Source organism: Streptomyces sp. NPDC032126 (assembly GCF_055580085.1).
In genome coordinates this window covers 708,577-723,655 of record NZ_JBVIMA010000003.1, presented here as the reverse complement: position 1 = coordinate 723,655, position 15,079 = coordinate 708,577, and the positions used below count along the sequence as shown (strand labels likewise).

The following is a 15,079-nucleotide window of genomic DNA, read 5'->3' as shown; positions in this document are numbered from 1 at the left end:
GGCCTCGGTGTCTCGCCCACGGACCGTGATCACACCCCGTTGTTCGCGATCGCGCCCTTGCAGCTCTGGCCAAGGGATCGGCGCGACGGGCGCTCCCACCCCGTCGGGTGACGGTACGCACGCATGCGCCCCCGTACATGGCAGGATCGGAAGGCCATGACTGCGCCCACGAAGCTCCCGCACAGCACCTCCGCCGACGCCGTCCCCGGCCCGGCCTCCGCCGAGGCGTCGTCCTCCGGCGCGCACCTGCACTCCCCCGTCATCGACTGGTTCCAGGAGAACGCCCGCGACCTGCCCTGGCGGCGCCCCGACGCGGGCGCGTGGGGCGTGATGGTCAGCGAGTTCATGCTCCAGCAGACACCGGTCAGCCGCGTCCTGCCGGTCTACGAGCAGTGGCTGGCCCGCTGGCCCCGCCCCGCCGACCTGGCCGCCGAGGCCCCCGGCGAGGCCGTACGCGCGTGGGGGCGGCTCGGCTACCCGCGCCGCGCCCTGCGGCTGCACGGCGCCGCGGTGGCCATAACGGAGCGGCACGGCGGCGACGTACCGTCGGACCACGCGCAGCTGCTGGCGCTGCCCGGCATCGGCGAGTACACGGCCGCGGCGGTCGCCTCCTTCGCGTACGGGCAGCGGCACGCGGTCCTCGACACCAATGTGCGCCGGGTCTTCGCGCGCGCGGTGACCGGTGTGCAGTACCCGCCGAACGCGACCACGGCCGCGGAGCGCAAGCTCGCCCGCGCGCTGCTGCCCGAGGAGGAGCGGACGGCCGCCCGCTGGGCCGCCGCCTCCATGGAGCTGGGCGCGCTGGTGTGCACGGCGAAGAACGAGACCTGTCACCGCTGCCCGATCGCCGCCCAGTGCGCGTGGCGGCTGGCCGGCAAGCCGGAGCACGAGGGGCCGCCGCGCAAGGGACAGACGTACGCGGGCACGGACCGTCAGGTGCGCGGCAAGCTGCTCGCCGTACTGCGCGACGCGCACGCGCCCGTGCCGCAGGCCGCGCTGGACCAGGTGTGGCACGAGCCGGTGCAGCGCGCCCGTGCGCTGGACGGTCTCGTCGCGGACGGTCTGGTGGAGCCGCTGCCGGGCGGGCTGTACCGACTGCCGCTCACCTGACACACCGTCACATCACAGAAATCGCCCCCACATCACAGGAACACGGCCCACTGTCACATTCACTCGGGGCCTCAAATCGCCCCATACCGGACTCAATCGGCTCACGCCCTTACCCCGTTCCGGCTTTCGTTACACAACCGACGGACAGCTGAGCGCTGGCCGCAGGCTGCCCCGCACAGCCCCGTGACAACTCCTCCGTAGCTTCTCTTCCGTGCCCAGCAGGGCCACAGACCACAGGCAGGACACCGGCACGGGGACGACGAGCCGGCACGGGGACTCACGGGGAATCGGAGGCGGTTGATCATGGCGCAGGGAGAGGTGCTCGAGTTCGAGGAGTACGTCCGCACCCGGCAGGACGCGCTGCTGCGCAGCGCCCGCCGCCTCGTTCCGGACCCGGTCGACGCGCAGGACCTGCTGCAGACCGCGCTGGCGCGGACGTACGGCCGCTGGGAGGGCATAGCGGACAAGCGGCTCGCCGACGCCTACCTGCGCCGCGTCATGATCAACACGCGGACCGAGTGGTGGCGCGCGCGGAAGCTGGAGGAGGTCCCGACCGAGCAGCTCCCGGACGCTCAGGTCGACGACTCCACCGAACAGCACGCGGACCGCGCTCTGTTGATGGACGCCATGAAGGTGCTCGCTCCGAAACAGCGCAGTGTCGTCGTGCTGCGACACTGGGAGCAGATGTCCACGGAGGAGACGGCCGCCGCCCTCGGCATGTCGGCCGGAACGGTCAAGAGCACGCTGCACCGGGCGCTCGCCCGGCTCCGCGAGGAGCTGGAGGCCCGCGATCTGGACGCACGCGCGCTGGAGCGTGAGGAGCGGGAGCGTTGCGCGGCGGCCTGACCGAGGCTGGGCCCACACCGGCCCGAGCGAGTGCGCAGGCGGCGTTCACGGCGGTGGTCGTGCTCGCCGCCCTCGCCCTTTTCGTTTCCGCGTGCGCCACCGGCGGCACCGGCACCCGTGACGAGGGACCGGCCCACGCCGACTCGGTCACCGGCGCCGGAGCGTCGGTCCCGGCCGCCCCCTTCAGCGCGCTCGACCGCGTGGACGCGGTACAGCTCGTCAAGGACGACCCCGAGGTCTCGGCCGAGGTCAAACGCGGGCTGAAGCCCTGCGTCGCCGACGACTACCCGGTCGACGTCTCCTACGGCAAACTGACCGGCGGTTCCGCCAACGACGTCGTCGTCAACGTGCTGACCTGCTCGGACGCCGTCGGCCTCGGTTCGTACGTCTACCGCGAGAAGAACGGCCGCTACGAGAACGTGTTCAAGTCCGAGGAACCCCCGGTCTACGCCGAGATAGACCGCGGCGACCTCGTGGTCACCAAACAGGTGTACGACAAGGGCGACCCGGTCTCCAGCCCGTCCGGGGAGAACGTGATCACCTATCGCTGGGCGGAGGCCGGCTTCATCCAGGAGTACACCTGGCACAACGACTACAGCAGTGTCGTCGGCGAGGACCAGACCCCGGCGCCCGAGGACGGCTGAGCATCGGCTTTCCTGTGAGCGGGGGAAGATTTTCCTGTGGGCGTGAACCGATCGGGCCACTCGGACCGATGAAGCGGTGAACGGACCACACGCTGCGGACGTCCCCGTGTAGGGGGGCGCGCGCAGCAGGCGCCCGCGCCGTACGACCGACACTGATCACTAGGACTGAGAGCACCGGGATGGCAGACCAGACCCACGTCCTGTTCGTCGAGGACGACGACGTCATCCGCGAGGCCACCCAGCTCGCCCTGGAGCGGGACGGCTTCGCGGTCACCGCCATGCCCGACGGTCTGTCGGGCCTGGAGGCGTTCCGGGCGAACCGGCCCGACATCGCCCTGCTGGACGTGATGGTGCCGGGGCTGGACGGGGTCAGCCTGTGCCGTCGCATCCGCGACGAGTCGACCGTACCGGTGATCATGCTCTCCGCGCGCGCCGACTCCATCGATGTCGTCCTGGGCCTGGAGGCCGGCGCCGACGACTATGTGACCAAGCCGTTCGACGGTGCCGTGCTGGTCGCCCGCATCCGCGCGGTGCTGCGCCGCTTCGGGCACGCGGGCGGCGGAGGCGGCGCCGAGCCCGACACCGCCGCCACGGGCGGGGTGCTGACCTTCGGCGATCTGGAGGTCGACACCGAGGGCATGGAGGTGCGCAGGTCCGGGCAGCCCGTGGCGCTGACGCCGACCGAGATGCGGCTGCTGCTGGAGTTCTCCTCGGCCCCGGGCACCGTGCTCTCCCGCGACAAGCTCCTGGAGCGGGTCTGGGACTACGGCTGGGGTGGCGACACCCGTGTCGTCGACGTCCATGTCCAGCGGCTGCGGACGAAGATCGGTCAGGACCGCATCGAGACGGTCCGCGGCTTCGGCTACAAACTGAAGGCCTGAGCGGGGCGGGGATATGCGGGGGATGATCAGGCATCTGGTTCCGGCCCGGGTGGAGCGCTCGGGCCTCCGCACCGGCCTGCGGTGGAAGCTCAGCGCGGCGATCGCGCTGGTCGGCGCCCTGGTGGCGATCGCGCTCAGCCTGGTCGTGCACAACGCGGCCCGGGTGTCCATGCTGGACAACGCGCGCGATCTGGCCGCCGAGCGGGTCTTCATCGCCCAGCGCAACTACGAGTCGTCCGGCCGGCCGAACTTCCCGAGCATCAAACTCGACGACCCGGCGCTGCCGGCGCAGCTGCGGGCCAAGGTCCAGGACGGCCGCCGGGCCACGTTCGTCTCCGACCGGGCGGGCGGGGTGCCGGACATATGGGCCGCCGTGCCGGTCAAGGACGGCCATGTGCTGTCGTTGCACACCGGCTTCACCGACCGCAGCATCAACATCCTCAAGGACCTCGACCAGGCGCTGGTGATCGGCTCCATCGCGGTCGTCCTCGGCGGCAGCGCGCTGGGCGTGCTCATCGGCGGTCAGCTGTCGCGCCGGCTGCGCAAGGCGGCGGCCGCGGCGAACCAGGTCGCCAACGGCGAGCCGGACGTCCGTGTGCGGGACGCGATCGGCGGGGTCGTGCGGGACGAGACCGACGACCTGGCCAGCGCGGTGGACGCCATGGCGGACGCCCTGCAACAGCGGCTGGACGCCGAGCGCCGGGTCACCGCCGACATCGCCCACGAGTTGCGCACGCCGGTGACCGGCCTGCTCACGGCGGCCGAGCTGCTGCCGCCCGGCCGACCCACCGAGCTGGTCCTTGACCGCGCGCAGGCGATGCGCACCCTCGTCGAGGACGTCCTGGAAGTGGCCCGCCTCGACGGCGCCTCCGAGCGGGCCGAGCTCCAGGACATCCTGCTGGGCGAGTTCGTCACCCGGCGGATCGCCGCGAAGGACCCGGAGGTCGAGGTGCGGGTGGTGCACGAGTCGGAGGTCACCACCGACCCGCGTCGGCTGGAGCGCGTCCTGTTCAACCTCCTGGCCAACGCCGCCCGGCACGGCAAGCCGCCGATCCAGGTCACCGTCGAGGGCAGGGTCATCCGGGTCCGCGACCACGGCCCCGGCTTCCCCGAGAACCTCCTCGCGGAGGGCCCGAGCCGCTTCCGCACGGGCAGCAGCGACCGCTCCGGCCACGGCCACGGCCTCGGCCTGACCATCGCCGCCGGCCAGGCCCGCGTCATGGGCGCCCGGCTGACCTTCCGCAACGTACGCCCCGCCGGGGCGCCGGACCACATACCGGCCGAGGGCGCGGTGGCCGTCCTCTGGCTCCCGGAGCACGCGCCTACGAACACGGGGAGCTATCCGATGCTGCCGTAGGGGGCGGCGGCCGTCTCCCGGCGAGTTCACGGAGTCGCCCAGTTGAAGATCCCGCCAGCCCGGAGGGGCCCGTACGCGGAAGGCCCCGTACGAGGAAGGCCCCCGGGCGGGGTTCCGCCGGGGGCCGACTCACTGCGGTCGCTGGGGGCGTACCGCTCAGACCGCCTCGACGACCGGGGCGTGGGCCACCGCGTCCTGGGGGTCGCCGTCCTGCTGGTCGCCGTCCGCCGCGTCGTCCTGCTTCGGCCCCGCCCCCTTGAGCGGCACCTCCTTGACGAACAGGGCCGCCACCAGCGCGCCCACGGCCACGATCGCGCCGAGGAGGAAGGCCGCGTGCGTGCCGTCGGAGACGGCGTACTGGTAGGCCTCCCGCGCCTGCTCCGGCAGCTTCGCCAGGCTCGCGGCGTCCAGCTGCGCGGACTGCTCGGTGATCTTCGAGCCCAGCGAACCGGCCCGCTCGGCCATGACGTCCTGGACGCGGTTGTTGAAGAGCGCGCCCATGATCGCGACACCGAAGGAGGAGCCGAGCGTACGGAAGAGGGTGGTCGAGGAGGAGGCGACGCCCATGTCCTTCATCTGGACGCTGTTCTGCGCGACCAGCATGGTGATCTGCATCAGGCAGCCCATGCCCAGACCGAGGACGGCCATGAAGACACCGGAGGTGAAGCGCGAGGTGCCGGTGTCCATCGTGGACAGCAGGTACAGCCCGACGATCAGCAGCACACCGCCGATGATCGGGAAGACCTTGTAGCGCCCGCTGTTGGTGGTGATCCGCCCGGCGACCATCGAGGTCACGAGCATCGCGCCGAGCATCGGCAGGAGCAGCAGCCCGGAGTTGGTCGCGGAGGCGCCCTGCACGGACTGCTGGTACAGCGGTAGGAAGAGGGTCGCGCCGAACATCACGAAGCCGGTGATGAAGCCGATGATCGACATGAGGGTGAAGTTGCGGCTGCGGAAGATGTGCAGCGGCACGACCGGCTCGGCGGCCTTGGTCTGCCAGAACACGAACCCGACGAGCGCGACCACACCGAGGAAGATCAGCTCCATGATCCGCGCGGAGCTCCAGGCGTACTCCGAGCCGCCCCAGGTGGTGACCAGCACGATCGAGGTGATGCCGACGGTGAGCAGGGCGGCGCCCAGGTAGTCGATGCGCGCCTCGGACCGCTTCTTCGGCAGGTGCAGCACGGCGCTGATCGCGGCGAGGGCGACGACGCCGAGCGGCAGGTTGATGTAGAAGGACCAGCGCCAGCCCCAGTTGTCGGTGATGGTGCCGCCGACCAGCGGGCCGCCGATCATCGCCAGCGCCATGACGCCGGCCATCATGCCCTGGTACTTGCCGCGCTCCCGGGGCGGGATCAGGTCGCCGATGATCGCCATGACGCCGACCATCAGACCGCCGGCGCCCAGGCCCTGCACGGCGCGGAAGCCGATCAGCTCGCCCATGTTCTGGGCCATGCCGCTGAGCGCGGAGCCGACCAGGAAGATCACGATGGACGTCATGAACGAGCCTTTGCGCCCGTACATGTCGCCGAGCTTGCCCCACAGCGGCGTGGCGGCGGCGGTCGCGAGGGTGTACGCGGTCACCACCCAGGAGAGGTGTTCGAGGCCGCCGAGTTCACCCACGATCGTCGGCATCGCCGTGCCCACGATCATGTTGTCGAGCATCGCCAGCATCATCGTGATCATGAGCGCGAGCAGCACGACGCGCACGCTCTTGGGTTGCTTGTCGGGTTCTTCCTCGACCATGTCCGTCGTCTGCGTGTCCGCCATCGTTCCCACTCCCCTGGGCCCCGCACCCCGGCGACTACTTACTTGCCGCCCGGCTAGTTCACTACACTGGGAAGGTAGACCCGCAACTAGCCGGGCGTCAAGTAAGTTCTTCGGGGGTGCGAGGATGGGTGGCACGATGGACGGCACCAGGCAGCAGCGCCGCGGCGACACCCGCCAGCGCATCCAGGACGTGGCACTCGAGCTCTTCGCCGAGCAGGGCTACGAGAAGACGTCGTTGCGTGAGATCGCCGAGCGTCTCGGCGTCACCAAGGCGGCGCTCTACTACCACTTCAAGACCAAGGAAGAGATCCTCGTCAGCATCTTCGACGATCTGACGCAGCCGATCCTCGACCTGATCGAGTGGGGCAGGGAGCAGCCGCACACACTGGAGGTCAAGCAGGAGATCGTCCGCCGTTACAGCGAGGTGCTGGAGGGCGCGGCCCCGCTGTTCCGCTTCATGCAGGAGAACCAGGCGACGGTGCGGGAGCTGCGCGTCGGCGAGACGTTCAAGGAACGCATGCAGGGACTGCGGGAGATCTTCGTCGACCCCGACGCGGACCTGATCGACCAGGTCCGCTGTGTCAGCGCGATCTTCACCCTGCACGCGGGCATGTTCTTCCTCCAGGATCTGGAGGCGGACCCCGAGAAGAAGCGCGAGGCGGTCATGAAGGTCGCCACGGACCTGGTCACCCAGGCACACCAGAACAGCCGGGACTGATCAGGGGGGGCGCAGGTCGGGTTTATGCAGGCCGGGGCGACCGCAGCTCGGGCCACCCCCGGCCAGGTCGGCCGCGACCAAGTCAGCCGCGGCTCACCGGGCGGCGAGTCAGCCGACCACGGCTCAGACCGTCACGCCCTTCGAGCGCAGGAAGGCGACGGGGTCGATCGCGGAACCGTAGTTCGGGGTCGTGCGGATCTCGAAGTGCAGGTGCGGGCCGCTGGAGTTGCCGGTGTTGCCGGAGCGGGCGATGGCCTGACCGGTCTTCACGATCTGACCGACCCTCACCTGGACCTTCGACAGGTGGGCGTACTGCGAGTACACGCCGTTGGAGTGCTTGATCACGATGGCGTTGCCGTAGGCGGAGCCGTCACCGGCGCCGTTGCCGCCGGCCTTGACGACCGTGCCGCCGTGCGCGGCCACGACCTTGGTGCCGCTCGGCACGGCGAAGTCCTGGCCGCTGTGCTTGTGCGACCACATGGTGCCGGACTGGGCGAAGGACGCGGACAGCGTGTACTTCTTCACCGGGTCGACCCAGCGGGCGGCCGAAGCGGCCTTGGCCGTGGTCGCCTTGGCGGTGGTCGCCGTGACGGCGGTCGCCTCGGCGGCGGACGCCATGCCGCCGCCCAGCACGACCGCGGCGGCACCCAGAGCGGCGGCGCCGACGGCCACGCGGGTGCGGAGCAGCGACGTACGGGAAGAGCGGTTCATGGCGCGGGACATCGAATACCTCGGGGGTTCGGGGACATGAGAACCACCCGGCACAGGGACTACGCCGGATGGGCTCACCCTTGGTACCCCCGGACCCCATCAGCACCCAAACGTGTGATCTACGACCGAAACTAGTACTTCACCGCAAAACTTAACGTCATACGACCTACGCCCCATCACGGATAAATCACCCCTGACGGCTAAATCACCCGCCAGGTTCGGGAGAGAAGTCCCTTTTTGGGGTGATCTCCCCCTCCACTAATCCCCCTAGTAAGTGACGTAGCTCCTGTGCGGCACATCACCGGCCGCACGGATCACCGGGCACCGCGATGTGACCCCGGCTACGCCGTCGCGCCACCCTCACGGCACAGCGCCACCCAACGCGCCCCCGCATCAATGTGACGCAGACCCCTAGCCACTTACCCTCCAGTAACCCTACGGTTCCTCCCGCGCCACCCTCACCGACGAGCATGCACGCGACAACGCAGCGTTGACGAAATGTGAGAGGAACCCCCACATGACCAACAGACGTGCCTGGCTGCGCAACGCCACGGTGACCGTCGTCTCCGCGGCCGCACTCGTCGCCGTGGCCGCCCCGGCCGACGCCGCCCCGGCCTCCGCGGCCGCCGCGAACGTCGACTACGCGACCTGGCAGCACGACTGCCAGACCGTCATGGACCAGGCGCTGCCGTACCTGAAGCAGCGCATCGCCGCCGCCAAGCCCGGTGAGAAGCAGGCGATCGTCTTCGACATCGACAACACCACCCTGGAGACCGACTTCGGCTTCAGCTACCCGCAGCCGGCCAACAAGCCGGTCCTGAACGTCGCCGAGTACGCCCAGGAGCACGGCGTCGACCTCTTCTTCGTCACCGCCCGCCCCGGCATCATCTACTGGCCCACCGAGTACAACCTCGAACACGACGGCTACGAGGTCTCCGGACTCTACGTCCGCGGCCTGTTCGACCTGTTCAAGGATGTCGCCGCCTACAAGACGGCCCAGCGCGTCGACATCGAGAACAAGGGCTACACGATCATCGCGAACATCGGCAACAGCGCCACCGACCTCTCGGGCGGCCACGCCGAGAAGACGTTCAAGCTGCCGGACTACGGCGGTCAGCTGTCCTGACCCGACCGCTGCCGCACGCCGGTCGGCTCCCCTGACCCGAGCGGTCGGCGCTCGATACCCTCACCCCTGTTGGCTCGGTCACGGGGGTGAGGCATGGAGCCGGTCGTACTCGGCGGAAAACTGGCGTCCAGCGCGATCGCACCGCTGGTGCGGAAGCTGTTCGTCACCGATGGACCCGGCGCGGGGCTGGTCGACAGGCCGGTGCGGCTGAGCGGGCTGGTGTCCTTCCGGGGGGAGAAACGCACCCTGGGCGACAAGGACGTCCACCGGCTCGCCGAACGACTCGTCGAACGGGCGATCGACTCGCCGGGAGAGGCGCCCTTCCCGGCCGACGAGCGGACCGCCGTGGCCGACGCCCTGGCCCGGCGCCTGCTCGCCCTCGGCGACCTGGACATGGACGACGTACAGGCCGTCCGCCTCGGCCACCGCGAGCTCGCCAAGAAGCTGACGTACGCCGGTCCCGGCACCAGCGTCCTCTCGGCCGACGCCTGCTACTTCCTGGACAACGCGACGGAATGGGCCTGCCTCCAGATCCTGGAGTTCTTCACCCGCCGTTCCTCCTTCGTCGCCCGCACCCTCGTCGAACAGACCCGCGCCCAGGCCGACCTGATCGCCCGTGTCGACGAGCTGATCACCCGGCTCCCCCGGCCCGACGCCCGCGACACCGCATTCGAACGCCGCTATCTGCCGTACGCCGCCCAACGGCACGACCACATCACCATCTACGGCATCGACCTGCGCGACTCCCCCGACCGCTGGCCCCTCGAAGTGGCCTACCTGAGCCTGGAGACGACCTACACAGAGGACCCGCCGATGGACGCGGTTCCGGGCGAGGCACGGGGCGCGTCGCCGGGTGAAGCACGGGACGCGTCGTCGGGTGCGCGGGGCGAGGAGGCGGGCGAGGCACGGGGCGATGGCCCGGGTGCGGCACGGCGCCGTACATCGGGTGCGGCGCCGGCCGGAGCCCTGGGTGACCTGCTGGGCGAGCGTTCGCTCGGCACCCCGGGTCGACTGCCCGCGGAGGAGGCGCTGCTGGCGCACGCGCGCGTGCTGCTGCGGGGCGAGGCGGGCTCCGGGAAGACGACCCTGGTGCAGTGGCTGGCGGTCACGGCGGCCCGTACGGGAGAACACGTCCCCTTCGTCCTCCCCCTGCGCACCCTCGTCCGCACCGGGGCCCTCCCGGCGCCCGCCGACTTCCTGACGGCCCTGAGCTGCCCGATGACCCCGCCGGAGGGCTGGGCCGAGCGCGTCCTCGCGACGGGCCGCGGGCTGATCCTGGTCGACGGCCTCGACGAGATCCCGGCCGCCGACCGCCACCGCACCCGCGACTGGCTGCGCGCCCTGCTCGCGGCCTACCCCGGCAACCGCTGGCTGTTGACGTCCCGCCCCACCGCCGTACGCCCCGACTGGCTCGCCCAGGAGGGCTTCCGCGAACTGGCGCTGGCCCCGATGCGCCGCTCCGAGGTCACCACGTTCGTACGCCGCTGGCACCGGGCGGCGCGCGCGCCGGAGTACGAGGGCCCGCTCCTGGACGCCCTGCGCACCAAGCGGGACCTGGCCCGGCTGGCCACCAACCCTCTGATGTGCGGCCTGATCTGCGCCCTGCACCGCGAGCGGCGCGGCTATCTCCCCACCGGCCGCAAGGAGTTGTACGACGCCGCCCTCACGATGCTGCTCGCCCGCCGCGACCGGGAGCGGGGCATGAGCGTCCCGGAGCTCGGCGAGGAAGCGCAGCTGGAACTGCTGCAACGTCTGGCGTACGCGCTGGTGCTGAGCGGCCGCACGGAGATGGAACTCGACGCGGCCGAGGCCATCGTGGACCGTTCTCTGCCGGCGATCGCCTCGGTGGCCGGCCAGGGCGACGCCCCCGCCGTCCTGCGGACGCTGCTGCTGCGGAGCGGCCTGCTGCGCCAACCCGCCGAGGGCGTGGTCGACTTCGTCCACCGCACGTTCCAGGACTACCTGGGCGCGCGCTACGCCGTCGAGGAGGGCCACCTCGACGTCCTGACCAGCAACGCCGGCGACACCCAGTGGGAGGACGTCATCCGCATGGCGATCGCCCACGCCCGCCCTCGCGAACGCGCCTGGGTGCTACGTCAGTTGCTGGCCGCGGACACGCCTCGGCTCACCCTGCTGGCGCTGGCCTGCCTGGAGCACGCGGCGGCCCTGGAGCCGGGGGTGCGGGCTGAGGTGGAGGCCCGGGCGGCCGCGCTGATCCCGCCGCGTACGACGGAGGACGCCCGCGCTCTGGCGGAGGCGGGACCGATCGTGCTGGAGCTGCTGCCGGGGCCGGAGGGGCTGACGGACGCCGAGGCCCATGGCGTCACGATCACCGCGTCCCTCCTCGGCACGGAGGAACCGGAGGGCGCCCTCGCGGTGCTGCGCCGGTTCCGGGAGCACCCGAGTCTCGGTGTGCGGCGGCAGTTGGTGGGGACGTGGGGGCGGTTCGACGCGGCGGAGTACGCGGCGGAGGTGCTGGATCATCTTGATCGGGACGATCTCCAACTGACCTGCGAGTCGGACGAGCAGCGAGCGGCGCTGAGGTCGATGCGGCCCTGGGACAGCCTGTCCTTCAAGGGTGCGTACCGGATCGAGGACATCCTGGCCGCCGTACCGGCCGCCGACGCGGTGACGGCTCTCGTCCTGCGGGACAATCCTCATGTCGGCGACCTCGGCGCCCTGTTGCCGTTCAGCTCCCTGCGGAAGCTGTGGCTGGACGAGTGTCCGCGGGCCGGTGGTGTCGAACGTCTCGCCGCGCTGCCGCTCGTCCTGGTCGGCTGCTCCGGCATCGCCGACATGACGGGCCTACGGTCCCTGAGGTCTCTCAGGACGATCACCGTGAGCCAGGAACTGCCGGGCGCCGACCTCACCGAGATCCTCCCGCTCGGCGCGCCGCTGGAGTTCGTCTTCTTCGGCGGTCACAGCACGGACAGCACGGGGCTGCGCGGGCTTCAGCGCTGGCCAGGTCTGAAGACGCTCAGCATCGGACCGCTGACCACGGAACTGACCGTCGCCGACTGGCAGGCGATCGCCGAACTGCCCGAACTGACCCACCTGTATCTGAACGCGCGGGTCATCCGGGACTTCCCGCAGTCCATCGAGGTGATGCCGCAACTGCCGGGCGTCGAGGCCCTGTGGGTCCCGGAGATGCACGGCGCCGAGGACCTCTCCCCGCTGGTGCCCCGACTGCCGGGCCTTCGATCCTTGATCGTCCCCGACCCGTCTCTGCGCGCCCGGTTCGAGGGCCTCTTCCCCGGCGTCGACGTGGTGCCGGACGTGAACTGAGACGCCGAAGGGGCCGGTGCCCGAAAGCACCGGCCCCTTCACGTGGCCCGTCGCCGGACGCTTACGCGTCCTTGCTCAGGTTCGGCCCGGCTCCGCCGGCCGCCTGCTCGATCGGCGGAACGTCCGGCAGCGCCGACTTCTCCTCACCCCGGAAGGTGAAGGTCTGGGTCTCGCCCTCGCCCTCGGTGTCCACGACCACGATCTGACCGGGGCGCACCTCGCCGAAGAGGATCTTCTCCGACAGCGTGTCCTCGATCTCGCGCTGGATCGTGCGGCGCAGCGGCCGCGCGCCCATCACCGGGTCGTAGCCCTTCTTGGACAGCAGCTCCTTGGCGGCCTGGGAGAGCTCGATGCCCATGTCCCGGTCCTTGAGGCGCTCGTCCACCTTGCTGATCATCAGGTCGACGATCCGCAGGATGTCCTGCTGCGTGAGCTGCGGGAAGACGACGACGTCGTCGACACGGTTGAGGAACTCGGGCCGGAAGTGCTGCTTGAGCTCGTCCGAGACCTTGTTCTTCATGCGCTCGTAGTTGCTCTTCGTGTCGCCCTGGGCGGCGAAGCCCAGGTTGAAGCCCTTGGAGATGTCCCGGGTGCCGAGGTTGGTCGTCATGATGATGACCGTGTTCTTGAAGTCCACGACCCGGCCCTGGGAGTCGGTCAGTCGACCGTCCTCCAGGATCTGCAGCAGCGAGTTGAAGATGTCCGGGTGGGCCTTCTCGACCTCGTCGAAGAGGACGACGGAGAACGGCTTGCGGCGGACCTTCTCGGTCAGCTGGCCGCCCTCCTCGTAGCCCACGTAGCCGGGGGGCGAACCGAAGAGACGCGACACCGTGTGCTTCTCGCTGAACTCCGACATGTCGAGGGAGATCAGCGCGTCCTCGTCACCGAAGAGGAACTCGGCGAGCGCCTTGGACAGCTCGGTCTTACCGACACCGGACGGACCGGCGAAGATGAACGAACCACCGGGACGCTTCGGGTCCTTCAGTCCGGCGCGCGTACGGCGGATCGCCTTCGACAGCGCCTTGACGGCGTCGTCCTGGCCGATGACCCGCTTGTGCAGCTCGTCCTCCATGCGGAGCAGACGGCTGGACTCCTCCTCGGTCAGCTTGAAGACCGGGATGCCGGTGGCCGTGGCAAGGACCTCGGCGATCAGCTCACCGTCGACCTCGGCGACGACGTCCATGTCGCCGGCCTTCCACTCCTTCTCCCGCTTGGCCTTGGCGGCCAGGAGCTGCTTCTCCTTGTCGCGCAGGGAGGCGGCCTTCTCGAAGTCCTGCGAGTCGATCGCGGACTCCTTGTCCCGGCGGACGGCGGCGATCTTCTCGTCGAACTCGCGCAGGTCCGGCGGAGCGGTCATCCGGCGGATGCGCATCCGGGAACCGGCCTCGTCGATCAGGTCGATCGCCTTGTCCGGCAGGAAGCGGTCCGAGATGTACCGGTCGGCCAGGGTGGCCGCCTGGACCAGCGCCTCGTCGGTGATGGAGACGCGGTGGTGCGCCTCGTACCGGTCGCGCAGGCCCTTGAGGATCTCGATCGTGTGCGGGAGGGACGGCTCCGCGACCTGGATGGGCTGGAAGCGCCGCTCCAGGGCCGCGTCCTTCTCCAGGTGCTTGCGGTACTCGTCGAGGGTCGTCGCACCGATGGTCTGCAGCTCACCGCGGGCCAGCATCGGCTTCAGGATCGAAGCGGCGTCGATGGCGCCCTCGGCGGCACCCGCACCGACCAGCGTGTGCAGCTCGTCGATGAACAGGATGATGTCGCCGCGGGTGCGGATCTCCTTGAGCACCTTCTTCAGGCGCTCCTCGAAGTCACCGCGGTAGCGGGAGCCGGCGACCAGGGCGCCGAGGTCGAGGGTGTAGAGGTGCTTGTCCTTGAGGGTCTCGGGCACCTCGCCCTTGACGATGGCCTGGGCAAGGCCCTCGACGACGGCGGTCTTGCCGACGCCGGGCTCACCGATCAGAACCGGGTTGTTCTTGGTACGGCGGGACAGCACCTGCATGACCCGCTCGATCTCCTTCTCGCGCCCGATGACCGGGTCGAGCTTGGACTCACGAGCGGCCTGGGTGAGGTTCCGGCCGAACTGGTCGAGGACCAGGGACGTCGAGGGGGTGCCCTCGGCAGGCCCGCCGGCGGTGGCGGTCTCCTTGCCCTGGTAGCCGGAGAGCAGCTGGATGACCTGCTGCCGCACCCGGTTGAGATCAGCGCCCAGCTTGACCAGGACCTGGGCGGCGACGCCCTCGCCCTCACGGATCAGGCCGAGCAGGATGTGCTCCGTGCCGATGTAGTTGTGGCCGAGCTGAAGGGCCTCGCGGAGCGACAGCTCCAGGACCTTCTTGGCACGGGGGGTGAAGGGGATGTGCCCGGACGGGGCCTGCTGGCCCTGGCCGATGATCTCCTCCACCTGCTGGCGGACCGCCTCGAGCGAAATCCCGAGGCTCTCAAGGGCCTTGGCGGCGACACCCTCACCCTCGTGGATCAGGCCCAGGAGGATGTGCTCGGTGCCGATGTAGTTGTGGTTGAGCATCCGGGCTTCTTCCTGAGCCAGGACGACAACCCGCCGCGCGCGGTCGGTGAACCTCTCGAACATCGTTAATCGCTCCTCAGAGCGGTCAGGCAGGTAGGGGAACTTCC

Annotated in this window: 11 protein-coding genes; 8 read left to right on the top strand and 3 right to left on the bottom strand. The window is 70.2% G+C overall.

Translation table 11 applies throughout. The features are described 5' to 3' along the window. Positions 1–156: 156 nt before the first annotated feature. The 5 genes from ACZ5NW_RS16265 to cseC all read left to right on the top strand — a co-directional run bounded on the left by ACZ5NW_RS16265 (position 157) and on the right by cseC (position 4,838). A complete protein-coding gene (locus tag ACZ5NW_RS16265) occupies positions 157–1,110 on the top strand; it encodes an HhH-GPD family protein (protein ID WP_468744453.1) in 954 nt (317 codons plus the stop codon). Between the two features lie 303 nt (positions 1,111–1,413). Beyond that, positions 1,414–1,956: a SigE family RNA polymerase sigma factor gene (locus tag ACZ5NW_RS16260; protein ID WP_468744452.1), complete on the top strand. Its 543-nt coding sequence runs from the start codon at positions 1,414–1,416 to the stop codon at positions 1,954–1,956. Then, on the top strand, positions 1,941–2,600 hold the full coding sequence (locus ACZ5NW_RS16255; protein ID WP_468744451.1) for a hypothetical protein: 660 nt from the start codon (positions 1,941–1,943) through the stop codon (positions 2,598–2,600). Before ACZ5NW_RS16260 ends, ACZ5NW_RS16255 begins: the two co-directional genes overlap by 16 nt. A gap of 179 nt (positions 2,601–2,779) precedes the next feature. Beyond that, positions 2,780–3,481, top strand: coding sequence for a two-component system response regulator CseB (cseB, locus tag ACZ5NW_RS16250; protein WP_468744450.1), 702 nt, complete (start codon positions 2,780–2,782; stop codon positions 3,479–3,481). A 13-nt stretch (positions 3,482–3,494) separates the two neighbouring features. Next, entirely contained in the window at positions 3,495–4,838 is a 1,344-nt protein-coding gene (cseC, locus tag ACZ5NW_RS16245; RefSeq protein WP_468744449.1) for a two-component system sensor histidine kinase CseC, read from the top strand. Between the two features lie 156 nt (positions 4,839–4,994). Here the strand turns inward: cseC and ACZ5NW_RS16240 are convergent, their stop codons facing one another. Further along, positions 4,995–6,608: an MDR family MFS transporter gene (locus ACZ5NW_RS16240; RefSeq protein ID WP_468744448.1), complete on the bottom strand. Its 1,614-nt coding sequence runs from the start codon at positions 6,606–6,608 to the stop codon at positions 4,995–4,997. Between the two features lie 124 nt (positions 6,609–6,732). On the opposite strand from ACZ5NW_RS16240, the gene ACZ5NW_RS16235 reads away from it, so the two are divergent. After that, the gene (locus ACZ5NW_RS16235) at positions 6,733–7,326 is read left to right on the top strand and encodes a TetR/AcrR family transcriptional regulator (RefSeq protein ID WP_468744447.1); all 594 of its coding nucleotides are present in this window, start codon (positions 6,733–6,735) and stop codon (positions 7,324–7,326) included. A gap of 123 nt (positions 7,327–7,449) precedes the next feature. Here the strand turns inward: ACZ5NW_RS16235 and ACZ5NW_RS16230 are convergent, their stop codons facing one another. Continuing rightward, positions 7,450–8,037: a M23 family metallopeptidase gene (locus tag ACZ5NW_RS16230; RefSeq protein WP_468744446.1), complete on the bottom strand. Its 588-nt coding sequence runs from the start codon at positions 8,035–8,037 to the stop codon at positions 7,450–7,452. Positions 8,038–8,554: 517 nt separating this feature from the next. Here ACZ5NW_RS16230 and ACZ5NW_RS16225 point away from each other — a divergent pair. Together ACZ5NW_RS16225 and ACZ5NW_RS16220 are read left to right on the top strand one after the other, a co-directional pair. Then, positions 8,555–9,163 (top strand): HAD family acid phosphatase, encoded by a 609-nt coding sequence (locus ACZ5NW_RS16225; RefSeq protein WP_468744445.1) that lies wholly within the window; start codon positions 8,555–8,557, stop codon positions 9,161–9,163. 93 nt (positions 9,164–9,256) lie between these two features. Beyond that, a complete protein-coding gene (locus ACZ5NW_RS16220) occupies positions 9,257–12,448 on the top strand; it encodes an NACHT domain-containing protein (RefSeq protein ID WP_468744444.1) in 3,192 nt (1,063 codons plus the stop codon). Between the two features lie 61 nt (positions 12,449–12,509). On the opposite strand, the gene ACZ5NW_RS16215 is transcribed toward ACZ5NW_RS16220, so the two are convergent. Further along, positions 12,510–15,035, bottom strand: coding sequence for an ATP-dependent Clp protease ATP-binding subunit (locus ACZ5NW_RS16215; protein ID WP_468744443.1), 2,526 nt, complete (start codon positions 15,033–15,035; stop codon positions 12,510–12,512). Positions 15,036–15,079 lie beyond the last annotated feature (44 nt).